This window comes from Pseudomonas sp. W15Feb34 (assembly GCF_023127765.1).
GTDB lineage: Bacteria > Pseudomonadota > Gammaproteobacteria > Pseudomonadales > Pseudomonadaceae > Aquipseudomonas > Aquipseudomonas synxantha_A.
In genome coordinates, this window is the sequence record NZ_SPKN01000047.1 from 16510 (window position 1) to 39657 (window position 23148).

17 protein-coding genes and 1 pseudogene are annotated in these 23148 nt (G+C 56.4%); 13 read left to right on the forward strand and 5 right to left on the reverse strand.

Features of this window, described 5'->3' with window-relative positions:
- Positions 1-63: 63 nt before the first annotated feature.
- Positions 64-1494, reverse strand: coding sequence for an amino acid permease (locus E4O97_RS25160; protein WP_078821377.1), 1431 nt, complete (start codon positions 1492-1494; stop codon positions 64-66).
- A 191-nt stretch (positions 1495-1685) separates the two neighbouring features.
- Positions 1686-2720, reverse strand: a complete 1035-nt coding sequence (locus tag E4O97_RS25165; RefSeq protein ID WP_078821376.1) for a histone deacetylase family protein — start codon at positions 2718-2720, stop codon at positions 1686-1688.
- Between the two features lie 119 nt (positions 2721-2839).
- Between E4O97_RS25165 and E4O97_RS25170 the strand changes: the two genes are divergently transcribed.
- Positions 2840-3340 carry an Lrp/AsnC family transcriptional regulator gene (locus E4O97_RS25170; RefSeq protein ID WP_216091352.1) on the forward strand — a complete coding sequence of 167 codons (501 nt, stop codon included), beginning with the start codon at positions 2840-2842 and terminating at the stop codon, positions 3338-3340.
- A 50-nt stretch (positions 3341-3390) separates the two neighbouring features.
- A pseudogene (locus E4O97_RS25175) lies at positions 3391-4089 on the forward strand (IS3 family transposase); the annotation flags it as partial.
- Between the two features lie 943 nt (positions 4090-5032).
- Here E4O97_RS25175 and E4O97_RS25180 read toward each other — a convergent pair.
- Positions 5033-5683, reverse strand: coding sequence for a response regulator transcription factor (locus E4O97_RS25180; protein WP_216091353.1), 651 nt, complete (start codon positions 5681-5683; stop codon positions 5033-5035).
- A gap of 312 nt (positions 5684-5995) precedes the next feature.
- On the opposite strand from E4O97_RS25180, the gene E4O97_RS25185 reads away from it, so the two are divergent.
- The 7 genes from E4O97_RS25185 to E4O97_RS25215 all read left to right on the forward strand — a co-directional run bounded on the left by E4O97_RS25185 (position 5996) and on the right by E4O97_RS25215 (position 16770).
- Positions 5996-6556, forward strand: a complete 561-nt coding sequence (locus E4O97_RS25185; protein ID WP_216091354.1) for a fimbrial protein — start codon at positions 5996-5998, stop codon at positions 6554-6556.
- Between the two features lie 25 nt (positions 6557-6581).
- The gene (locus E4O97_RS25190) at positions 6582-7328 is read left to right on the forward strand and encodes a fimbria/pilus periplasmic chaperone (RefSeq protein ID WP_216091355.1); all 747 of its coding nucleotides are present in this window, start codon (positions 6582-6584) and stop codon (positions 7326-7328) included.
- A gap of 260 nt (positions 7329-7588) precedes the next feature.
- Entirely contained in the window at positions 7589-10081 is a 2493-nt protein-coding gene (locus E4O97_RS25195; protein WP_282445378.1) for a fimbria/pilus outer membrane usher protein, read from the forward strand.
- Complete coding sequence (locus E4O97_RS25200; RefSeq protein ID WP_216091357.1) at positions 10078-10779, forward strand: fimbria/pilus periplasmic chaperone; 702 nt, start codon at positions 10078-10080, stop codon at positions 10777-10779. Before E4O97_RS25195 ends, E4O97_RS25200 begins: the two co-directional genes overlap by 4 nt.
- The gene (locus E4O97_RS25205; protein WP_216091358.1) at positions 10772-12448 is read left to right on the forward strand and encodes a ShlB/FhaC/HecB family hemolysin secretion/activation protein; all 1677 of its coding nucleotides are present in this window, start codon (positions 10772-10774) and stop codon (positions 12446-12448) included. The genes E4O97_RS25200 and E4O97_RS25205 overlap by 8 nt, the downstream gene beginning before the upstream one ends.
- A gap of 72 nt (positions 12449-12520) precedes the next feature.
- A complete protein-coding gene (locus tag E4O97_RS25210; RefSeq protein ID WP_216091359.1) occupies positions 12521-15538 on the forward strand; it encodes a filamentous hemagglutinin N-terminal domain-containing protein in 3018 nt (1005 codons plus the stop codon).
- Positions 15539-15777: 239 nt separating this feature from the next.
- Complete coding sequence (locus tag E4O97_RS25215; RefSeq protein ID WP_248130121.1) at positions 15778-16770, forward strand: fimbrial protein; 993 nt, start codon at positions 15778-15780, stop codon at positions 16768-16770.
- Between the two features lie 69 nt (positions 16771-16839).
- Here E4O97_RS25215 and E4O97_RS25220 read toward each other — a convergent pair whose 3' ends face one another.
- Positions 16840-17595, reverse strand: coding sequence for a hypothetical protein (locus E4O97_RS25220; RefSeq protein ID WP_216091360.1), 756 nt, complete (start codon positions 17593-17595; stop codon positions 16840-16842).
- 242 nt (positions 17596-17837) lie between these two features.
- On the opposite strand from E4O97_RS25220, the gene E4O97_RS25225 reads away from it, so the two are divergent.
- From E4O97_RS25225 to E4O97_RS25240, 4 genes are all read left to right on the forward strand, one after another.
- Positions 17838-18761 carry an ABC transporter ATP-binding protein gene (locus E4O97_RS25225; protein WP_216091361.1) on the forward strand — a complete coding sequence of 308 codons (924 nt, stop codon included), beginning with the start codon at positions 17838-17840 and terminating at the stop codon, positions 18759-18761.
- Positions 18758-19492: an ABC transporter permease subunit gene (locus tag E4O97_RS25230; RefSeq protein ID WP_216091362.1), complete on the forward strand. Its 735-nt coding sequence runs from the start codon at positions 18758-18760 to the stop codon at positions 19490-19492. Before E4O97_RS25225 ends, E4O97_RS25230 begins: the two co-directional genes overlap by 4 nt.
- A gap of 103 nt (positions 19493-19595) precedes the next feature.
- The gene (locus E4O97_RS25235) at positions 19596-21314 is read left to right on the forward strand and encodes a Gldg family protein (protein WP_248130134.1); all 1719 of its coding nucleotides are present in this window, start codon (positions 19596-19598) and stop codon (positions 21312-21314) included.
- 112 nt (positions 21315-21426) lie between these two features.
- Complete coding sequence (locus E4O97_RS25240; RefSeq protein WP_216091364.1) at positions 21427-22176, forward strand: glucose 1-dehydrogenase; 750 nt, start codon at positions 21427-21429, stop codon at positions 22174-22176.
- Here E4O97_RS25240 and E4O97_RS25245 read toward each other — a convergent pair.
- A complete protein-coding gene (locus E4O97_RS25245; protein WP_138450855.1) occupies positions 22173-23093 on the reverse strand; it encodes an AraC family transcriptional regulator in 921 nt (306 codons plus the stop codon). The genes E4O97_RS25240 and E4O97_RS25245 overlap by 4 nt on opposite strands.
- Positions 23094-23148: the final 55 nt, after the last annotated feature.

Below are 23148 nucleotides of genomic sequence, written 5' to 3' on the forward strand. Positions count from 1 at the left end.
AGGTTTCCCTCGTACCCCCTAGAGTTCCACGCCAGGAGGTACGAGAGAGGTAAGCCATAGCCCTTAAACCAATCCTTCGCGTTTGTATTGATTTGCCGAACTGTCAGCGGGCTTGGGTTTTCTGGAACAGGTCAGCTGGTAAGCAATTGCCAACCATAGGAACCATCCCGGCATGACCATCAACGCAATTCGGGTATCTGGTCTCAATGCCAGCAGACAAAGAACAAAGCCCAGAAACGCCAAAGAGAACCAGGCCATCGGCGCACCGCCAGGCATCTTGTAGGCCGATTTTGCATGCAGGTCAGGACGAGTTTTGCAATAGGCAATGTACGACGCGAGGATCGTCGACCAAGTGAAAATCACCAGAATTGCTGACACGGTAGAGACGATGGTGAACGCGGTCATGACTTCTGGAACGATGAACAGCAACAACACGCCCAGCAGCATCAACAAGGTGGTGAACGCCAAGCTCGGCAGAGGCACGCTATTGCTCGACAGACGCCGGAAAATCCCCGGAGCGTTGTCCTGATTAGCCAGTCCGAACAGCATCCGGCTGGATGAAAATACGCCACTGTTGGCCGATGAGGCGGCGGATGTCAGCACCACAAAGTTGACGATACCGGCTGCTGCGGGGAACCCCGCAACCAGAAACAGCTCGACGAAGGGGCTCTTGTTGGGCGAAACCTGTTGCCAGGAAGTCACTGCAATAATGCAGGCCAGTGCCAGCACATAAAACAAGATGATTCTGAGCGGAATCGAGTTGATGGCTTTAGGCAGGGTCTTTTCGGGGGAGCGCGTTTCGGCGGCTGCGGTGCCGATCAGCTCGGTGCCCGCAAACGAGAAAATCGCCATCTGAAACCCGGCAAAGAAACCGAACAAGCCGTTGGGGAATGCGCCCTGTTTATCCAGCAAGTGGTTCAGGGACGCGGTGACGCCACTGGGTGAGACAAAGGAGCTGGCAATCAGCACGATGCTCACGCCAATCAGGGCAACGACGGCAATGATTTTGATGATCGCGAACCAGAACTCCACTTCACCGAAGAGCCTGACAGTCAGCACGTTCAAGGCGAACAGTGTTATCAGCATGCCAATGGCCGGTATCCATGCGGGTACATCAGGGAACCAATACTGAAAAAAACCACCCACCACGACTGCATCACCTATCACTGCAACGCTCCAGCTTAGCCAATATGACCAGCCGAGAAAGAATGCTGCGCGTGGGCCAAGATAGGCACCGGCAAAATCAGCGAAGGTTTTGAAGTTCAAGTTGGAAAGTAACATTTCGCCCATGGCACGCATGACGAAGTAGACGAACAGTCCGATGATCATATAGATGAGGATGATCGACGTGCCGGAGAGGGCGATGATCTTCCCGGAACCCATGAACAGGCCTGTCCCGATAGCACCTCCCATGGCCATTAACTGAATGTGACGATTGCTGAGTGTGCGCTGCAGCGCGGGCTGTTCAACCCGCTCGGACGGAGTCGATTTCATTACAAAACCTCTTGATTTTATGTTTTTGAGTTTTGGTAGAAAAGTGGGTGTCACATGACCTTGATTGAGATGTAACGGCTACTGACGGTGGTGGTTTGCGGATGGCAGGCTTTTCCTCCGCTAACAAGGTGCACGGCCAATAAAAAGAGTCATGTTTTTGTTCTCCGATTCAACAGTCGAAAGGCTGCGATTCAGGCGCGTTTGCTCTCGTAACCATGCAGCACATTGACGGCATTGATCCCGATTTCATCAACCATGTACCCGCCTTCCATCACAAACAGGGCAGGGCAGCCCACGCCGGCTATCAGCTCGCCGATGCCGATGAAGTCTTCGCTTTCAAGCAAAAAGTGGCTGATGGGGTCGTCCTTGAAGGTGTCGACGCCCAGTGAAATAACCAGCACTTCAGGGGCAAATTGTTGGAGTTTCTTGCAGGCGTGGAGCAAGGCGTTGCGGTAGCTTTCCCAAGAGGTGTTCTTCGGCAGCGGATAGTTCAGGTTGTAACCTTCGCCGTGACCAGCGCCGACTTCGTGGCTGTAGCCTGAGTAGTACGGGTAGGACACCGTCGGTTCGCCGTGCAGCGAGACAAACATGACGTCACTGCGCCCGTAGAAAATATTCTGGGTACCGTTGCCATGATGAAAGTCGACATCCAATACCGCGACACGCTTGGCGCCTCGGGTAATAGCCTGCTGTGCGGCAATGGCTGCGTTGTTCAGATAGCAATAGCCGCCCATGTATTCACGTGCTGCGTGATGGCCGGGCGGGCGGCATAGGGCAAAGGCACTGTCGTGACCTTCATCGATCAGCGCCAGTCCTGTCAGCGCGATATCGGCACTGGTTTTTACCGCCTGCCATGTGGTGGCGGTAATGGGTGAGCCCGCGTCCATGGCGTAGAAACCCAGCTTGCCGTCGATGAAAGTCGGAACTTGCTCGTTGGCCAGATCACGCACTGGCCATACCAGCGGCAAGGCATCGTGGGTGCGCCCGGTTGCGCACCATTCAGACCAGGCAGATTCCAGAAAAGTTACGTAGCGCTCGCTGTGCGCGTTGACATAGCACGACCGATCAAATGCTTGCGGTTCGATGATCTGGCCAAGCCCTACCTGTTTGACCCGATTGTGGACGGTATCGGCCCGACTGGGCTGTTCGAAGGACGGCTTGAGCACGCCGTCTTTCAATTCGGTGCCGTGGTGCAAACGGTGGGAATCACTGAAAACTGTAAACATTGTGCGCATCCGTTGATGTGGGCCAGTGCAAATATTCTGTTCCGGCTCTGACGCGCTTTCTTTGCTTTGTTTTCGTGGTTTACTGGATTATTCGGGCGTTTTTACTCAGGAATGACGTAATGCAGAAAAAAACATCCAAGCGCATCAGTCTCGATGACACCGACCTGGCGATTCTCGCGTTGCTGCAGGAGGATGCGAGTATTTCCAACTCCGAGCTCAGTGAGCGCTTGTCGTTAAGCCTGACACCTTGTTGGAGGCGGCGTAAGAGAATGGAGGAGGCGGGCGTGATTAAAGGCTACCAGGCGAACCTTGATCGACGAATGCTGGGGCTGGATATCATGGCGTTCGTGCACATCCGTTTTTCCACCCACGCCGACCATGCTCCCGATGCTTTTGAGGCGGTGATTGCTCAACTGCCTGAAGTGTTGTCTTGTCACAAGATCACCGGGGATGCCGATTACGTGCTGCAAGTGTTGGCAGAGGACCTTGATAGCTACAGTGACTTTATCGAACAGGTGCTCAGGCGTCAGGTGGGTATTGCGTCCATCCAGTCCAGTCTGGCTTTACGCGAAATTAAGACCAGTAGCCGTATCGCGATACCTAAATCGATTAAGGCGTGAATGGGCAGGGGTTAGACCACGAAGTGGAACCCTGTCTTTAACCGCATAGCCAAGGAGTGCGGCTGAAGTACGCCTTTATCAAGCAGCGCGCAGGCGACTATTCGATTCGACGGCTTTGCCTGACGCTGAAAGTCCATCCCAGCGGTTATTACGCCTGGCTGTCTGAGCCGCAATCTGTACGCGCCAAAGGCGACCAGCGACTGCTGGGTTTGATCAAGCATTCCTGGCTGGAGAGCGGCGGCGTTTATGGCTATCGCAAAATCCACGACGATCTGCGCGAGGTCGGTGAGGATTGTGGTCGTCATCGTGTGGCGAGGCTAATGCGTCTCGAAGGTCTGCGTTCTCAGACAGATTATCCACGCCGCCCTGGAAAGTACGGCGGTAAGCCAGCGGTCGTCTCACCCAATTTGCTGAAGCGCCACTTCGATGTTGTGGAACCCAACAAGGTTTGGGTAACCGACATCACGTACATTCGTACGTATGAAGGCTGGTTGTATTTGGCGGTGGTACTGGATCTGTTTTCTCGGCAGGTCGTTGGCTGGTCAATGAAGTCGCAGATGACCAGTGATTTGGCCATTGATGCGTTGTTGATGGCGGTTTGGAGGCGTAAGCCGAAGCAAGAGGTGATGGTTCATTCCGACCAAGGCAGCGAGATGTTCTACAACGTAAAACGCCGCCATGGTTTCAACAATCAGATGTCGCCGGTAGGGTTTGAAAAGCGTTACGCAATGAGCTTGCAAGGTGTCTAGAGAATCCGGGGCGATTCAAGGTAACCGAGAAGAAGGACAGGATAGTCGTCAGTGACAGGGTTCCTTCACAATATCAAATTTAACAAGTGGGCGATGTCATTTGTTCATGGGCGATCCTTACATCAATCAATGCCTGAGTTTTTCTACGAGTTGTGGAGCCTGATGTTCACAGATTTATGTTCATGGGGGCCTCTGGCTTATCTGTAGAAGACTCCTAGGGATTGTCGGCCGCCTCAAGCACCGAGGTGCTGACAGCAGCGCTTTGCACGATGGAATCAAGAAGGTGTTTTGGCTGGACGGATACGATCAATCCGCTGGAACACCTGGCCTTTCTCGATCCCGGCAACTGTTATCCGGTTGATGATGGTGAGTGCAGGCGTGTGGAACGTGGTTGCTTCGTGTCTTGATGGTCGATGTTCATTGACCCTCGGTATCAGGCTCACGCATGTTGAAGGTCACCCGATAAAGTATGCGAGCGCTAGCCTTAAATCGCCTGAACAGCGAAATTCTCTTACGTTGCGTACGGAGGGCACTATGGCTGTGTTTACGTTTGGTCATCCACCGCACGTCTTTTGATATTTGAAAATGCGAAAAAACGAATACGTTCTCGGTTTATTCTTGCGTAAGCGCAATAAGATATAAATCTATATACAGTCAGGGTAAAGACGCCCGATGCACTTCCCGTTTTCTTCTAAAAAAATTAAAGCAAAAGCCACAGTAACGAGTGGCTTTGTCTTTTCTGCGATGTAAAAAATAGGCACTTTGGCGTTTTTCTTTGTTTTGCGAGATTTTAATTGCGGCAACACTTGAAAACGCGTTGGCCGGTACGGCCTTCACATCAGTAATCGCTTGGAGCTATTATTTGCACATCGTGAAATGAGCTGCGGATCCAAATTGCAGATGCGCGGTTTAAAATTGATAAATACTGATCATGGATTCGCTGTTAGAGTATCGTTAAAGTCTTCGCGATATGGCCGCCTCTGCGCGCCGCGTCAATCATACCAAGCAGATTGGAAGTATTGAACTTATATAATAGTCTGAGTTTGTAAGCGCTCGCAGTCTTATGGCTGATCATTAAAAGCTTAGCTATCTCCTGATTGTTCATTCCCTTTGCCAAAAGTGCCAGGATATCGGTTTCGCGCCTTGTCAGCATTACTGGCTTTGTTGAGTGCGATGAGTAGTTGTGATTAATGGCCTGTTGCATTTTTTGTGTGATATATGGGAAGTGACTCTTGCCTCTTAGCAAGTCTTTGATAGCACATTGTATTTCACTCAGTTCAGCAGTTTTTGAGACAAAGCCGGAGGCGCCGGCTTTCAAACAGCGGATTAAATAATTCTCGGCATCATAGGCAGTGAATGCGAGTATTTTGCTTGAGCAATTACCCAAGGTCAGTAAAGAGATCACGTCCAACCCGTGTATTTTTAGCAGGTCGAGTTCCAGGATGAGCATGTGCGGCTCAAGCCTGTACACCATGTGCAGAGCTTCCTGCCCATTTTCAGTTTCGGCGACGACAGTGTGGCCACTCTGTTCCAGTAGTCTCTTGATCGAATAACGCATCAACGCATGGCGGTCTGCGACAACAATGGTGCTCATCCGTAAAGTCCTTTTCCGAGTAACGTGCCCGATGCTATAGGGGGGCAAGCCCATCGCAAGTAAGGCCGGCCTCATTCGATGAGGGCAGCACTTAGTTAAATATGGTTTTGGAGGTGCTGGCAAAAAAATTATCGTCAGTGCGAAATGTCTTTAGCCATTGTAGGAAAGATCTATAAATAAACCGCAAGAAAGTCCTGTATCGTCGTTTCGGTCTTCTGGTAGTTATATTGGAAGGTGCATGTCGAGATAGTTGCGCCTTAATGGGGTGTCTGCTAGTTGAGCGGTGGCAAACTTAATTAATAAGGATATGGTATGAAAAGTGTTTCTTTGAATAAACTGATTGCATCTAGTTTTCTTTGCGCATTGGTTGCGCCTTCGCTGGCCTATGCGGCGGATGGGATTGTAAACTTCTCGGGCAGCATCACAGATGTGACCTGTGACATTAACGGCCAGGGGCCAGGCGACGGCAACGTGACCAATGTGGAACTTGGCCGGATCGCGCCAGGTACATTTGCCGCGATTGGCAACGCGTCACCGTTTGTGCCGTTCAAGCTGCAATTGTCGGGTGCGCAATGCACTAACGACGCCAAGGTTTCGATCGATTTCGATCAAGTTGAGAACATCGATTCGGTCACCGGTAATCTCAAGCTGATTGGCAGTGCACCTGCAACAGGCGTGCAGATTCAAGTATTCAACGATACGGCCAATGGCAAGAAAATCCAGCTGGGCCAAAGAGAAACAACGCCTCAGGTGGCAGTGGTCAAAGGCAATACTGCGACCTTGTCCTACAAAGCGTCTTACGTATCGACCGCGCCTGCTGTCACTCCGGGTTCTGGCATTTCGTTCGTACGCTACACGCTGGCCTATCAATAACCGCTGACGATGCAGGAGGTGGTTCATGGCGCCGATAGCGCGTACGTATTCTCTCGCCATCGGCGCTGTGTTCCTCGGGCTGTTTGTGCAAGCGTCCCAGGCAGCCATTGTGGTGCAAGGCACTCGAGTCATTTTCCCTGCCGGTGTGGATGACGTGACGGTCAGGTTGGCAAATACCAGTAGTGAGCCAGTACTGGTGCAAAGCTGGGTGGATGATGGACATGCAGAAATGGCCCCTGAGGATGTTCAGGTTCCCTTTGTTGTCGCGCCTGCGGTCAGCCGGATTGACCCCAGTGGTGGCGCGGTGTTGAGGATCAGTCGAACCCAATCCATTGCTGTCACCGACCGCGAATCGCTGTTCTGGCTCAATGTGCTGGAAACTCCGCCGCGCAGGGCTTCGGATGATGCGGTGTTGCAGTTTGCCTTCAGGACGCGACTCAAGCTGCTTTACCGCCCGACCGCGCTTGCATCGGGCGTAGACGCTGCTCCCGAGCAGCTCAAATGGACGGTTGTAGCGACGCCCAAAAGCACGGGTGCGACGAACCTGGAGGTGGCGAATCCGACGCCGTATTACGTGTCCTTCGGCCATGTCGAAGTTGACTGCGATGGCCAGGCGTTTCCCGTCAAAACCGGGATGGTGGCACCGTTCGGCAAGACAGTGCTCACAACCTCAATCCGCTTTAACTGCCACGCTAGTCGGCCAAAAGTGCGTTACGAAGCCATCAATGACTATGGCGCAAGGCGGATGTTCGAGCAGCCCGTAGGCAAATAACGCCACAGGCCTCGCGCTTCTTTCCGGTTCCGGCACACAGCCGTGGCATGGGACTGACTATGTTTTTACCTGTTCGATTTCGACCGAGAGCATTCGGTGGTCTGGCTATGCCATGGGCGAATGAAAGTCGTCCTTGGGCACTGTTTTTATTCATTGCCGTCCTGTTGGGAGGGCAACTTCAGGCATGGGCTCAGGATGTGCCAACGGCAACGCCTGTCACGCCCAGCCAGCTTGATGAACCGATCATTTTCGATTCACAGATGTTAATGCAAGGAGCGTCCGGCATGGCCATTGATACCACCCGTTTTGAACAGCCGGACCGCAATGTTCCTGGGACTTATCGCTTGGATATCCTGATCAACGGCCAATGGCGTGCGATCCAGGAGGTCGAGTTACGGGCAGTCGCCGGGCTTGCGGATGCACAACCATGCTATAGCGCCGAACTACTCATGCGTGTTGGCATAGACCTTGAGCGTAGTCGCAGAGGACGTGGCAGCGATCAACAGAGCGCGGTCGTCCCGCAAGGACTGACCTGCGACAAGCTTGAGCGTTTCGTGCCGGGCGCTGCCATCAGTGTTGACCTGCCCGAACAGAAACTGCGCATCACCGTTGCGCAGTACTACCTGCAACGGCCCGCCACCAGCACCTATGTCGACCCGTCCAGTTGGGACAGTGGCGTAACAGCCGGCTTGCTGAACTACGACGCCAACCTGTTCAGCGCTCAGAGCCAAGGGCGCCGAGACACGCATGCTTATTCAGGGTTGAACATGGGCCTGAACCTGGGGGGTATCAGGCTGCGGCATAACGCCAGCCTGACCTGGTCGCCCACATTGGGTGGGCGTTACCAGCGCGGTTACGCCTATGGTCAGGTCGACCTCACGGGCTGGAAGTCGCAGTTGCTGTTCGGCGAGAGCACTACCAGTGGTGAGTTGTTCGATGCGGTGTCGTTTCGCGGCGTCCAGCTCGAAAGCGACGACCGCATGTTGCCTGATACGCAGCGCTACTACGCCCCAGTGGTACGTGGCACCGCGACCTCCAATGCCAAGGTTTCGATCTATCAGCGTGGGTACCTGGTCTACGAAACAACTGTAGCGCCCGGCTCCTTTGAAATCGCCGACTTGCAAGCAGCGAGTTTTGGTGGCGACCTGCGGGTAACAGTCACCGAAGCCGATGGTCGCGAACACGGGTTCGTCGTGCCATTTGCTACGACGGTGCAATTACTCCGCCCAGGCTCAACGCGCTACAGCCTGGTGGCCGGTCAGTTGGTGGATCCCGGTTTGCACGGCCGACCTCCGCTTGTCTTGCAAGGCACCCTGCAACGCGGCCTGGACAACAACCTGACCGGTTATGGCGGCACCGCACTGACCCCCGGCTATGTATCCGGCCTGGCAGGCATGGCGCTTAATACACGGTTCGGCGGTTTCGCCGCCGACCTCACTGCAGCCAGCACCGAACTCCCCGCAGGGCAGACCCAGCAGGGTTCCAGTTTGCGCCTGTCGTACAGCAAGAACCTGCCCAATAGCCGCACGAATTTCTCGTTACTCGCCTATCGCTATTCAACGTCCGGGTACTTGGGGCTTCACGATGCGGTAGCGCTTCAGGATCGGATGCGCAACGAGTCCGGGCGCGCCACCGACTTCGCCCGCGTACGCGCTCGGTTCGACGCCAATATCAGCCAGGGGCTGGGCACCGATGGAGGCAACGTATATCTCAACACTTCCTCAAGCGAGTACTGGCAGCAAGCGGGTCGGACCCTCAGTTTCTCCATGGGCTACAGCAATCAGTGGCGCGGTAATTTCTACTCGATCGCGGCCCAGCGTAGTCATAGCGCATCGCCAGGTGGGCTGCGACATGCAAGGGATCAAGACGACACGCAGCTCACCTTCACGCTGTCGATTCCCTTGGGCCGCGATGGGCATGGCGGTGCGGTGATCAACAGTTATGCCAGCCATGACCGTCGCTCAGGCCGGCAAATGTCTACCGGTATATCCGGTGCCTTCAATGAACGCGGTGATGCTTCTTATGCCGTTTCGGTCGCCCATGCGGACAGGCAGCGGGGCGCCTCCAGCAATGCCAGCGTCAACTACCGCCTGCCCCAAGGCGCGTTCGGTGCAAGCCTTTCCCAGGGGCCGGATTATCACCAGCAGTCACTCAGTGCATCGGGCGCCGTGGTCCTGCACCCGGGCGGTGTGACGCTTGCGCAAACACTTGGCGAAACGGTGGGTGTGGTCAAGGCACGCGACGCCGAAGGCGCCAGGGTTGGCTACGCAGGGTCGAGCATTGGCAAGGACGGCTACGCGATCATCACCAGCCTGAGCCCTTATCAGCTCAACCAGGTTGATGTCGACCCGCAAGGCGTACCCAATGATGTGGAGCTTCAGGTCAGCTCACGCAGCGTTGCGCCTCGCGCAGGCGCCGTGGTGATGCTGGATTTTCCGACGCGTAGATCCCGCCCGCTGTTGATCGACAGCCGACGCAGCAATGGCCAACGCCTACCGTTTGCTGCCTCAGCCATTGATGTGCAGAGCGGCCAAGTGATTGGTGCGGTGGGGCAGGGCAGCCGGCTGGTGGTACGCAGTGACAAGGATCGTGGCTCGATTCGCGTGGAGTGGGGCAGCGATGCCGACCAGCAATGCCAAGTGGATTATGCGTTGCCCGAGCGCCACGCCCGCGAAGGCAGCGCGTTCGAGTTGCTCAATCTGGTGTGTCACGACATAGACGCCCGGCCTGCAGGTAAGGAGCGCGGGTTGTGAGGTCGCTTTATGCCGTGTGCCTGCTGATTTGCGCGCATGCCAGTAGCAGCCAGGCAGCGTTGACGGTGACGGGAACTCGCTTCGTCTACGCAGCCGATGCACGTGCGCTGACGGTACGAATCAGTAATGGCGGCGAAGCGCCGATCCTGGCCCAGAGCTGGTTGGACCGTGGCCAGATCAATCAAGACCCCTCAGGCCTGTCCGTGCCGTTCGTAGTCAGCCGTCCGTTGTTGCGCTTGGACCCTGGGCAGCGCAGTGCGCTTGAAGTCCGCTACACCGGCGAAGCGCTGCCCACCGACCGCGAGTCGCTGTTTTGGCTGAACTTCCTTGAAGTGCCACCGCTGCCGCCACGCAGTACACATCTGCTGCGGCTTTCGTATCGGTTGCGCATGAAGCTGCTGTTCAGGCCGGCGGGGCTGGCGGGGAGCGCGGAAGAGGCGGGCCGACAGTTGACCTGGCGTGCACACCGCAAGGCCCTTGAGGCCTGCAATAAGGCACCGTTTTTTGTCTCGCTCACTGCGCAGCGACTGGAGCCGGGAGCCGCTGACGAGATTCAGCGCAGCGCCACGATTGCGCCATTTACCTGCGCGGATTTCCCCCTTACAGGGGCGTCGGCGACACCCACTTTTATCCATTACCAATTTGTTGCAGACAGGGGAGAAATGATCGATGCACGGGCGCCGGTTCACCATGATTAACGGTTTCGCGACGAGGCCTTTGCTCGCCGTCGGTGTCGCGCTGGCGCTCTCTGGCGTGCCCTCGGCGTGGGCACAAGTGCCCAGTGCGGGCCAGGTGATGCGTGACATCGAATCCCTGGCACCGGCACCCCTGCCTTCTGCGCCGGTGCAGGTTGACATGCCCCAGCCTTCAGCACCGTCTCAGGCAACGCCTGGCGGCGGTATGCAGTTGCAAGTGAAAGGTTTTGTGATCGACGGCAACCAGGCCTTCAATCGCGAGCAACTGCTTGAACTGCTGGCCGACTTGCCGGGCCAGTCATTGGACCTCGCCGGGCTACGCGCCGCTGCACAACGCATCACACAGTATTACCAGGCTCACGGGTATGCACTGGCGCGGGCTTTTTTGCCCGCCCAGGACATTGATCAAGGCATCGTGCGTATCCAGGTGCTGGAGGGACATTACGGCCGCATCGAGTTGAACAATCGCTCCCGCGTGATCGATGCTGTGTTGCAGCAACCGTTGTCGGCATTGCGTCCGGGTGAGGCGGTCTACGACGCAGACCTGGAGCAAAGCCTGTTGTTGCTCAGCGATCTTCCAGGCGTGGCAGTAAAAGGCACCTTGCGCCCCGGATCACTGCCCGGCAGCACCGACCTGGTGGTCGATGCCGAGCCTGGCCCCTGGTACGCCGGCACCCTGGAAGCCGACAACTACGGCGACCGCTACACCGGCGAATATCGCCTTGGCGCCAGCCTGGTTTTAAACAACCCGCTGCGCTTGGGTGATGCCCTCAACATGCGCCTGCTGCAAAGCGATCAGCACCAACGTTACTACCGCTTCGGCTACAGCCTGCCCGTGGGCCCGTGGTCGACCACCCTTGGCACCTCTTATTCGCGCATGAGCTACCAACTGGGCAAGGACGTAGAAGTGCTCGAAGCAAAAGGCCAAGCCACCGTGCGCAGCCTCTTCGCTTTGCAACCCTTGATTCGCAGTCGCACCTTCAACCTCAGCGCGCAATTGCAGTTCGACGACAAGCAACTGCAAGACGATATCGACCTGTTCGACCTGCGCAGCCCCAAGCATGTGGAGTTGTGGACCCTGGGCATCAACGCCAGTGGCCAGGATCGCTGGCTGGGCGGTGGGCAAAGTTTTGTCTCGCTCAGCTACAGCGCGGGGCGCCTGGGTATCGGCGAAGCCATCGACCGCACCATGGATAGGCTCAGCGCCGGCGCCGCGGGACATTTCACACGCGCCAATCTGAGCCTCGGCCGCTTGCAGTACCTGAGCCCGCGCTGGCAGCTGTACAGCCAATTGAATGCGCAGTGGGCGGGTAACAACCTCGACAGCTCCGAGAAGTTTGGCCTTGGTGGCCCCAATGGTGTTCGTGCCTACGCGTTGGGTGCCGGCAGTGGTGACCAGGGCTGGCAGGCCAGTACCGAGCTGCGCTACCTGGCCGCGCCGGGCGTGCAATTGAGCGGCTTCGCCGACCGGGGCGTCATCACGGTCAGCAAGCGGCCCTGGACCGCGCAAAGCAATCAGCGATCACTAACGGCCGCAGGGGTTAGCGCCAGTTGGCGCGGCGCCGGGCAACAGCTCAGCGTCACCGCAGCATGGCCCATCCACGGGACTGAGCAGAACGACGCACCGCATCAGGATCCGCGCGTGTGGTTCAGCGCCATTCAGTATTTCTAAGCACATTTGTGCCTGGAAGCAGTACCGCCTTGCAACGCTATGCAAGGCGTCATTAAGGAAGAGGAAATTCATGTGAACAAGGTTTACTCACTGGTCTGGAACCACGCGATGAACTGCTGGAAGGTTGCTCACGAAGGGGCTCGCCGGCATTGCAAGACCGGCGCCAAATGTTCGGCCATCGGCACGCTGGCGTTGTTGGGCGCTGCACCGGCATTCGCTTTGCCGTTAGGCGGTACGGTAGTCTCCGGCAAGGGCGACATATTGGGATTCGAATCCAACTCGCAAATGTCGATCAACCAGCACAGCGACAAGTTGATTACCAACTGGACGGACTTCAGCGTTGCCGCAGGACAAAAGGTGGTATTCAACCAACCGAGCGCCACTTCCATTGCGCTCAACAGGGTAATCGGTACTAACGTCAGTAGCATCAAGGGGCAAGTGGACGCCAATGGTCGCGTGTTTCTGGTCAACCCCAACGGGATCGTGGTCGGTCAAGGCGCACAGATCAATGTCGGAAGCTTGATTGCTACCACCAAGGACATCAAAGACGCGGATTTCCTCGCTGGCAAATACACCTTCAGCGGTGTTTCCAATGCAGAAATCAGCAACAGCGGCACGATCAACGCGCAGCAGGGCGGCAGTATTGCGCTACTTGGCAACCAGGTGCGCAACGATGGCGTTATCCAGGCCCAGATGGGCCAGGTTGCGTTGGGCGCTGGGAATGATTTCACGGTCAATTTCGACGGCAACCAACTGCTCAATCTTCAGGTCACCGGTGATGCGATCAACGCCCTGGCGCAAAACGGCGGCTTGCTCAAGGCCGACGGTGGCCAGGTGCTGATGACCGGTAAAAGCGCCAATGCGATGTTGCAAACGGTGGTGAATAACCAGGGCGCCATCGAAGCCAAAACCTTGAGCGGCAAAGCTGGCCGTATCACGCTGGATGGCGGCGATGCAGGTACGGTCAAGGTCGGCGGTTCGCTGCAGGCTCACGCCCAAAATACCTATGGCAGCGGTGGCATGATCGAGGCCAAGGGCGCCACGGTCGAGACCCAACTGGGAACCCAGGTCAATACACTGGCCACCAATGGTCAGACCGGTACGTTTAAAGTCAGCGCCAAGACAGTCCAGATTCAGCCAACTGCAGCATCAGCGGGGAAGACCGCCTACTCCGACACGTTGTCGCGCAACTTGATCAGCACCAATATTGAGCTGGTCAGTACCGACGGTGATTTGAACCTGGCTGGGCCGATAGCCTGGAACAGCGCCAATGGTCTGACCTTGAGCGCGACCGGGAACGTCAACCTCGACGGTAACGTGGATGCGACCGGTAGCGGTGCGCGTGTAGCGCTCAACGCCGGTGGTGATGTGAACGTAAACAGTAAGGTTTCACTGACCGGGCTCTTCAGCGACCTCACATTGAATCACGTAGGGGATTCGGTATTAGGCACGGGCGGTCAGTTGACCTTGTCTGGCGCAGGGGCGACGTACGCCTCCAATGGTGATCGATACACCGTGATCCAGAACCTTGCGCAGTTACAGAACATCAACGCGAACCTCAACGGCCATTACGTGCTGGGTAATAACATCGTTGGCCGCGAGGCTCAATTCAAGGCGATTGGCGATAAATCCGTCTTCGGAGGTGTTTTCGATGGTTTGGGCAACACAGTGAGCAACTTGTGGGTCTCCAGCACCGGCAGTAACAGCGGGCTGTTTGCGGTCTCCTCAGGCACGATCAGCAACCTGACACTGGCGAGTGCGACTATCAATAATGGTGGGTCGCAAGCCTATGGGTTTGCAGCGATCGGAGGGCTGGTGGGGCTGAACGTCGGTACATTGTCCAACGTGACTGCCCGCAACCTCTTGGTCAACGCTGGCAGCAGCGGGGCGAACAGCGTCGGTGGGGTTGTTGGGCAAAACTACGGTGGCACAATCAAAAATGCCGTGTCCAGTGGGCGCGTGGCGGGCAACGCGTATACGCACGCCATCGGCGGTATAGCCGGTGAAAACGTTACGACCTCAGCCGGTACGGCACGGTTAGACCATGTGGTTTCAAATACCGTGGTGGGCGGCGCCATGCAGCGAGACGCCATGGGTGGCGTTGGCGGGCTGGTGGGTGCCAACCAGGGTGGCGTCATCACTGATGCCATCAGTACCGGTTCGACAAATGGCAACGGCGCCGGCGTCAATGTTGGCGGCCTGGTGGGTTTCAACTCCAGCGGTTTGCTTGAGCGCACGGAGTCATCGGGTGAGGTACGCGGCACCGGTGCCGGTAATGTGGGCGGTCTGGTAGGCTTCAGCAAAAACGGCGACATCATCCAGTCAACCTCTACCAGCAAAGTTACAGGGTCCGGCGCCATCGGTACCGGAGGCTTGGTGGGAACTAGCCAGAATAGCAGGCTCAAAGAGGTCAAGGCTGGCGGCGATGTATGGGATAGCGCTGGGGAGAATGTTGGTGGTTTGGTGGGGAATAATATTTCCGGCACCATTGATACAGCACAAGCCTTGGGCACTGTCACAGGCGGGCGCAATGCTCGGGTTGGCGGTCTGGTGGGGAACAACTATGAGGGCACCATCAGTCATTCTGTGGCTCGCGGAAAAACCAGCGGGTCGATTTCAAGTCAGGTGGGAGGCCTGATAGGGGCCAATGCTGGCGAGTTGCAATCGGTTGAAGCCAGTGGCGCGGTGGTGGGTGGGGAAAGCAGCTATGTCGGCGGCCTTGTCGGCACCCACGGCAGCAACTTCAGCAGCCATATTGAATCGGCCATGGCCAGTGGCACCGTTCAGGGGGGCGTGCGTGCAATTGTGGGCGGCTTGGTCGGTTTAAACCAGAGCTCTATCACCAACTCATCGGCAACTGGCGGGGTCAGTGGTGGCACCAATGCCACCCTGGGGGGCTTGGTCGGCATGAACGCCGGAAACGTTCGCCTGTCTGTCGCCACTGGGAAGCTCACCGTGTTATCGCCTTATTATGGCCAGACCTTTGGTGGCTTGGTCGGGGCTAACTTCGGTGATATGGCATTCAATGGCGTCTCCGGAGAGGCTGCGCTTGTGCCTTTGTATGGCATAAATTTTGGCTCCATTCGTTGATCGTTAACCTTTCCTTCTAATCCCAGACGGCCTGACGCAGGTGATGCGTCAGGCCGTCTGTTGACTCTGCGATGCCTGATATGAATTCAATACTAAATGTTCGGCGTTCAAGGTCGGCCATAGCGTGCGTCGGCATATGGCTGTTTATATATGGCGTGGCGGCTGAAGCCGGGACGTTGGTCGACAGTGTTGCGACGTCTTGCACATTCAGCAACGGTATGGGCAGGCCGTGGTCACAAGTGACACCTTTGACGAGTAATACGCCCATTGGCTCGGTGTTATGGGAGCGCGCTGTAGCGCTGAATGCCAACTACAACTTTGCCCCGGCTGCCGGCATTGCCCATGAGTTGGTTTCTATGGCCTATTGGGGACCCGGTACACCGCTGACAGACGGAATTGCCCCCACCAACATTGACGGCATTGGCCTGAAAATATATGTGAACTCATCGGACGGTCAACGTCGACCGCTGCTGCAAACGCCACTGCCGATCGCGATGGAGAAAGAGCGCGTTCAATATGATTCGTCCGCAGCGCAAACGCGTGGTTCAACGATGGTTACCAACTACATGCAACAGTTGATTCTAACGGTCGCATCCAGCCAACTTCCTGCCGGAAAACTGATCGTCGATCGCGTTGCCGGCAGTTCTCAACTCATGCTTTATGCGGTGGATCTACCCAGGGGCAAAGCTGCTTTTGGCAGTAGTGTGGAGGTACCTACAGACAACATACCGATTGGCATCTGTCGCGCGCCTTACCTGCTGATGGGGCCCGCTGCTATCAATATGGGGAATGGTGGCCCGATTGAAATTCCAAATACCTGTGACGTGCAAACCTACCAGACGATACCGGTGCAACTGGGGCGCATGAGCCTGAACGATTTTCCTCAGGTGGGTGCGACTTCAATGCCTGTGCACTTCGCCATCGAGTTGAGCCAATGCGCGGCCAACGCCAAGCCAGAGATTACATTCACTGACAAGTACGGGCCGCCTGCGGACCCCACGATACTGACTCTTGAACCCTATGTGACCAGTGCCCAGGGTTTTGGGATAGTCATGATCAATGAGTTGACGCATCAGGTGGTTCGTTATGACGGCGCTGCTTATCCGATGAAACGGGCTGGTGATGGAGCCAAAATACCGTTGAGCGCACATTACGTTCGCCAGGGGCATGATGAGACGTTGAAAGCGGGCGCCGCGAATGGAGCGGCGGAGTTTACCTTTACTTTTCCTTGATGGAATACAGCAGGTGACGGATGTCGATTCTTTAAATAACCAATACGCTTTGTTGTCTTGCTGGAATTTTCATCTGTCGAGAAGTGCATCGAGTTGTTCTTCTGCTGCCTGTAAGGAACTGATGCTGGCCAGTAATTCATCCTCACGCTGGTTTAGTGCCTGTTCGCGGATGAGTAATTGCTGCTCTCGTTGTTCGAGTTCGCGTTGAAGCTCATCGAGCTTTACATATTTGCCCAGTAATATTTCCTTGTGGTGGGTGATGCTGGCGACAAGTGATTTTATGTTCGCGTCAATCTTTGACGAAGTTGTCTGTACGTTGCATGTTGCTACCGACTCAACCGTCACACTGCTCGCCTCGCGGATTGCCAGGGGCGCGCAACTGCTCGTGTCTTTCGACTGCAGGGGCAGGGCACTGGCCTCGGACGGTGGGTCGTAATGCAAGAGATTCATGAGCCACGCGTCACTGATCTTGAGGCTGTAGTGAGTATTTACAGCGCTGCACTCAATGTCGGTGTCGGTCAGGTCCATCAATGCATAAGTATTTTCGGTTTGTCTTGGAACGGTCGCGCAGGCATCGCGCAAAACATCCTTCAGTACTTGAGCCGCCGCCGTAAGTATCTCAGGCGGGGCATCGCACATGCGCAGCGTTTGGTCCTCGCCTTCAAGATACGTCAGGTAAATCTTCACCAGTTCGTCGCCCGATTTTTCATTGAGGCTATAAACCAGAAACTGTCGATGGAGACCGGTGGCGGTGAAACCGCACAGGACCACGGCGTTGAGCAATTGACCATGGGCATCGGGTATTTCAAGCGTTCGCAATAACATGAGCAATCCGGCTCCGTGAGGCTGAAGGGGGTAGCGGTGAGGTGAGCAGAATAGCCAGCTGGACCTAATAGCGTTGTCAGATAAATCCTACTCGCCAATGGACAGTTCGATTCGCGCCAAGGAACAATCGGATTCACCGCTGATGAGGTTTCAGGATCCGTACCCTATCGATAAGGTGCGTCGCGAAACGAAGCGTGCACTCTCAGACGCTTCGCCGCGTCTGAGCAGGTAACTGGGAAACCATGATCGATATAACGCATTTGACCAAACGTTTCGGCAAAGCCCTGGCAGTAAACGATGTGTCTTTCAAGGCCACCTCGGGTGAGGTGCTGGGGATGCTCGGCCCCAACGGCGCGGGAAAGTCCACCACCCTGCGTATGCTCACCGGGTTCATGTCGCCCACCTCAGGCACCGCCAACTTTTTCGGTTTTGATATACGCCGTCAGACGCGCCACGCTCAACGTCTGATCGGCTACGTTCCTGAAACAGCGGCTTGCTATAACGAAATGTCCGTCGCGAGTTTTTTAGGTTTTATTGCTCAAGTGCGCGGCTTGCGTGGGCGCGAAAAGACGGCGCGGATCACGTCCATGCTTGAGCAATTCGAGCTGATGGAAGTACGTGGCCAGACCATCGATACCCTGTCCAAGGGGTTCCAGCGCCGCGTCGGATTGGCGCAAGCGATCCTGCATGATCCCAAGATACTGATCCTCGATGAGCCCACCGATGGTCTGGACCCGAATCAGAAGTACCGCGTGCGCGAGCAAATCAAGGAGTTGGCCCGCGACAAAATCGTCATCATTTCTACCCACATCCTCGAAGAGGTCACCGCATTGTGCAGCCGCGTGCTGGTTATGGATAAAGGTCGGCTGTTGGTCGACAGCACCCCGCTGGAATTGGAAAGTCGTTCGCGCTATCACCAGGCAGTGACGTTGTACGCCACCCGGCCTCTCGATGTAATGACACTTGGCATGCTGCCAGGCGTTTCAGGCATAGAGGTGGGGCCTGAACCCTATAGCGTGCGGGTGCTGGCACGCGCTGGAGCGGTGATATTACCGGCTATCAATTCGCTGATTGTGAGTCGCGGCTGGGATGTGCCACGCCAGGAAGTCGAGCGAGGCTCTCTGGGGGAGGTCTTCCGGCTGCTGACCCGGGAGCAACAACCATGAGGACGTTCTGGCCGGTGTTCAAGCGCGAACTGTGCAGTTATTTCCTCACTCCCGTCGCGTATGTGTTTACCCTCTTGCTACTGCTGCTCAGCGGTATCAGCACTTTTTACCTGGGCGACTTCTACCAGCGTAACCAGGCCGACCTGGCACCGTTCTTCGACTATCTGCCGTGGCTATATGCGTTGCTGCTGCCGACCCTTGCCATGCGCATGTGGTCCATCGAGCGGCAGAGCGGATCAATCGAGTTGTTGATGTGCCTGGCCGTGGGTACGGCTGAGGCGGTTGTGGCCAAGTTCCTCGCTGCCTGGGCGGTCAGCGGGTTGGCGCTGGCGTTGACGTTTCCACTGGTGATTACAGTCAACTACCTGGGGGCGCCAGACAACGGCGTCATCCTTTGTGGCTATCTGGCCAGTTGGTTGCTGGCTGGCAGTTGCCTGGCCATTGGCGGGTGCCTGTCGGCACTGACCAAGAACTCACTGATTGCCTTCCTTACCGCAATGGCGCTATGTCTGGCATTCATGGCCTGTGGCTTCCCGGTGGTATTGGATGTCTTGCGTGGTTGGTCAAGTTTGCCCTGGCTCGATGGCGTGGCTTCGTTGAGTTTCCTCACACATTTCGAGGGACTATGCCGAGGTGTGATCGACCCACAGGACGTGTTGTACTTTTTCAGCCAGATCATAGGCTGGCTCGCCGCTACCGTGATTGCGGTTGAATTGAAAAAGGCAGTGTGACGCCATGTCATTCAAATCGATGACACGTACCTGCTTGCGCCTCGTGGTTATTATCGCTGGGTTCGTGGCGGTCAACTTCGAGTTGGCGCCACGTTTGGCGTCGATGCGGTTGGACCTTACCGAGCAGCAGCTTTACACCCTGAGCCCGGGGTCGCGCCAGATCATTCAAGCCGTGGTGGAGCCCACCGACCTGTACTTCTACTTTTCCAGCCAGACCGCCAGGGACCTTACGGTCATGCGCAGTTACGCGGTGCGCATCCAGGCACTGCTGCGTGAATATGAGCGTGTGTCAAATGGCCGACTACGGGTGCACATGATTGACCCTGCGCCGTTTTCAGCAGACGAAGCCCGCGCAGTCGAACTTGGCCTGCAACCTGCCGCTATCGGCAAGGCGGGTGCTGCGGTTTTCTTTGGGTTGGCCATCGTTGACGCCCAGGCGCACCACGCCAGCATTGGGTTCTTTGCGCTTGAACAACAAACGTTCCTTGAGTACGACATCAGCCGCACATTGCAGAAGTTGACTCGGCCTGCGCGGCCCGTGATTGGCCTGTTGTCTTCGTTGCCGTTGGCAGGTGGCTTCGATGTGCAGACGGGGCGAACGCGACAGCCTTGGCGGATCATGCAGGAGATCGACAATGCGTTTGAAGTGCGCGAAGTAGCGTCCGATGTCGACGCCATCGACAGTGCACTCAATGTCCTGATGCTCGTGCATCCCAAGCGCTTACCTATGGCGACACTGCGCGCTATTGATCAGTTTGTGCTGCGCGGCGGGCGTTTGCTGGTGTTCGTCGACCCCTATAGTGAGCAGGATCGCGGCGATTATTATTTTGGGATACCCAGCAAAGACAAGTCTTCCGACCTCGCGCTTTTGTTCAAGGCGTGGGGCATCAAGCTTCTACCTGATCGCATGTTGGGCGACGGCCGCTACGGTCAGTTTGTGGCAATGGCCCAAGGCGCAGAGCCGGTCTGGCAACCGACCGCCCTGGGGCTGTCACCCTCTGCGATGAATGAAAAGGATGTGATTACTGCTGGTATTGGCAGCCTTAACCTCACAACCGCCGGTATCTTGAGCGCCGTGCCGGGTGCAACAACTACTCTGACACCGCTGCTGCACAGTTCGGAGCAGGCCATGCCCTACAAGACGGCGCTTCTGAATCATCTGGAAAGCCCCGACGCGCTGTCCAAGAGCTTCAAGGCTACAGGCGAGCGTTATCTGATTGCGGTACGCCTGCAGGGGGCGGCACGCTCGGCTTTTCTGGACTCTCCCGAAGCGCTTACCGAGGCGCAGAATATCAACGTCGTGGTGGTGGCAGACACAGACGTATTGAGCGACAACCTGTGGGCGGATGTGCAGCAGCAAGGGGATCGTGCAGTCACGGTGCCATGGGCTGACAATGCGGTGCTGGTGCTCAATGCGCTGGACAGCCTGTTCGGGTCGGATGCCTTGATCAGCTTACGCTCACGGGGACATTACAGCCGAACGTTCACTGTGGTCGAACAGTTGCAGCAGCAAGCCCGCGAGCGTTATCGCAGCATGAGCGTTGAGCTGCAGGGAAAGCTCGATGAAGCTGAAAAACATCTCGCGCCTTTGGCCGCAGAGCAGGGGCGAGATATGCCTCTGACGGCGGAACAGCAAACCGCCCTTGCACAATTTAACGCTGAAAAAGCGGGCGTTGAAATGCAGATGCGCCTTGTAGCACGAGAACTGACCCTTCAGGTTGAGCATCTAGGCCTGCTGCTCAAGGCGCTCAACATCCTGGCAATCCCATTGCTGCTTTCACTGATCTGCTTTTGCATATTCTTATGGCGCGGGCGATCGTGATGAAGGCAGGACGATTACTAAGCTTTTCTGGAGCATTGGCTATTAACCGGTTCACGGCATCCCCTTAAGCTGGATTCACTGAGTTTCAACCAGCAATAGAAAGGAAGTGAACATGAAAAGGTTGCACAAGAAAGTCGCGCTGGTGACCGGCGCTTCCAAGGGCATTGGCGCGGCCATTGCCAAACAATTGGCCCAGGATGGCGCCACCGTCATCGTTAACTACGCCAACAGCCGCGAGGACGCTGACCGGGTGGTTGAACATATCCTGCAAACCGGCGCCAGGGCACATGCAGTGCAGGCCGATGTCTCCAACAGCGCCGACCTCAAGGCGCTGTTCAAGACCATTGTGCATGAGCATGGTCACCTCGATATTTTGGTCAACAATGCCGGTGTCTACTCGACCAGCGCCTTGGCCGACATTACTGAGGCGGAGTTTCATCGCCAGTTCAACCTCAACGTCCTGGGACTGATCCAGTGTACCCAGGCAGCAGTTGAAGTGTTCAACCCTAAGGGCGGCAGCATCGTCAACATCAGCTCCAGCGTCACCTCGTTCACACCGGCCAATTCGGCGGTGTACACCGCCTCCAAGGCTGCGGTTGACGCCATCACCCGTACCCTGGCCAATGAATTGGGGCCCAGAAATATCCGTGTCAACTCAGTGAATCCCGGACTGGTTGTCACCGAGGGTGTGCACGCCAGTGGCTTTTTCGAAGAGGCGTTCCGGCAAAAAATTGAAGCTATTACACCGCTGGGGCGCATCGGTCAGCCCGAGGATATTGCACCCGCCGTCGCCTTCCTGGCGTCGTCGGATGCAGGCTGGATCACCGGTGAAACCCTGATAATCGGCGGCGGCCTGCACTAAACCTGGGCGGCGTGCTCGCGCACATAGTGGCGGGGCGACTGCAACATGACGCGCTTGAATGCCGTGCTGAATGCGCTTTCGGACTCATAACCCAATGAGAACGCGATGGTGGACACCGAGTCATCGGAGTTCTTCAACCGATCACTGGCCAGCAACATGCGCCAGTACGTCAGATACTCCATGGGTGCTGCGCCGACCACCTGTTTGAAGCGCAGCGCGAAGGCCGAGCGCGACATGGTTGCCAGTTGCGCCAGTTCCTGGACGCTCCAGCGATGGGCCGGGTCGGCGTGCATCGCGCTAAGGGCAACACTGAGGTTGCGGTCGGCCAGGCCGTAAAACCAGCCGATGCCGCTGCTTTCCAGGGTCGCCAAGTGAGTGCGCAAAACTTCGACCAGCATCAGGTGCGCCAAGTGTTCGTTCATCAGCGAGCGGCCTGGGCGCTTCTGCTGCAGCTCCGAGGTGAAGCGCTCAAGAGCCCAGCGTAGGAGCGATGCCTGGGGCTCATTGGCCTGCACGTGAACCAGCGAGGGCAGGCTGCTGAGCAGTAACTGGGTAGGCACGCCGCTGAAGTCAAAGCGGCCACCGACCAACTGCGTGTCATTGCCGCCGTAATGCAAGGCCAGTTCGTCCGCCGCGAGGGTTTGAAAGTGACCGTCGGAGTTCATCACCGGCTGGGACATATCACTGTAGAGCGAAAAAGGCATGCCACGGGTCATCAGGAAACAATCACCCTGGTGCAGGCGCTGCGGCTGCTGTTCGCCATCCACTTGCAACCAGCAACTGCCCTTGACCACCGCGGTGAACTTGATGCCCTCACGTTCAGGGAAAGTGAAGGCCCAATCACCGCCCAAGGAGAGCGTGGCTGAGTGGTAATTACGGATTCTCAGCAAGGAAAGAACGTCGGACAGAGGATCCATATATCACCTGGGTGGACGGAAAATAAAGTAATCGGGATTTTATAACAGAGCTCAT

Bases quoted from the DNA above. Each gene is read 5' to 3' on its own strand.
- E4O97_RS25190 (WP_216091355.1), top strand. From the start codon at position 6,582: ATGGCGCCGATAGCGCGTACGTATTCTCTCGCCATCGGCGCTGTGTTC.
- E4O97_RS25170 (WP_216091352.1), top strand. From the start codon at position 2,840: ATGCAGAAAAAAACATCCAAGCGCATCAGTCTCGATGACACCGACCTG.
- E4O97_RS25245 (WP_138450855.1), bottom strand. From the start codon at position 23,093: ATGGATCCTCTGTCCGACGTTCTTTCCTTGCTGAGAATCCGTAATTAC.
- E4O97_RS25235 (WP_248130134.1), top strand. From the start codon at position 19,596: ATGCGGTTGGACCTTACCGAGCAGCAGCTTTACACCCTGAGCCCGGGG.
- E4O97_RS25195 (WP_282445378.1), top strand. From the start codon at position 7,589: ATGTTAATGCAAGGAGCGTCCGGCATGGCCATTGATACCACCCGTTTT.
- E4O97_RS25160 (WP_078821377.1), bottom strand. From the start codon at position 1,494: ATGAAATCGACTCCGTCCGAGCGGGTTGAACAGCCCGCGCTGCAGCGC.
- E4O97_RS25165 (WP_078821376.1), bottom strand. From the start codon at position 2,720: ATGTTTACAGTTTTCAGTGATTCCCACCGTTTGCACCACGGCACCGAA.
- E4O97_RS25180 (WP_216091353.1), bottom strand. From the start codon at position 5,683: ATGAGCACCATTGTTGTCGCAGACCGCCATGCGTTGATGCGTTATTCG.
- E4O97_RS25240 (WP_216091364.1), top strand. From the start codon at position 21,427: ATGAAAAGGTTGCACAAGAAAGTCGCGCTGGTGACCGGCGCTTCCAAG.
- E4O97_RS25205 (WP_216091358.1), top strand. From the start codon at position 10,772: ATGATTAACGGTTTCGCGACGAGGCCTTTGCTCGCCGTCGGTGTCGCG.
- E4O97_RS25185 (WP_216091354.1), top strand. From the start codon at position 5,996: ATGAAAAGTGTTTCTTTGAATAAACTGATTGCATCTAGTTTTCTTTGC.
- E4O97_RS25230 (WP_216091362.1), top strand. From the start codon at position 18,758: ATGAGGACGTTCTGGCCGGTGTTCAAGCGCGAACTGTGCAGTTATTTC.
- E4O97_RS25225 (WP_216091361.1), top strand. From the start codon at position 17,838: ATGATCGATATAACGCATTTGACCAAACGTTTCGGCAAAGCCCTGGCA.
- E4O97_RS25220 (WP_216091360.1), bottom strand. From the start codon at position 17,595: ATGTTATTGCGAACGCTTGAAATACCCGATGCCCATGGTCAATTGCTC.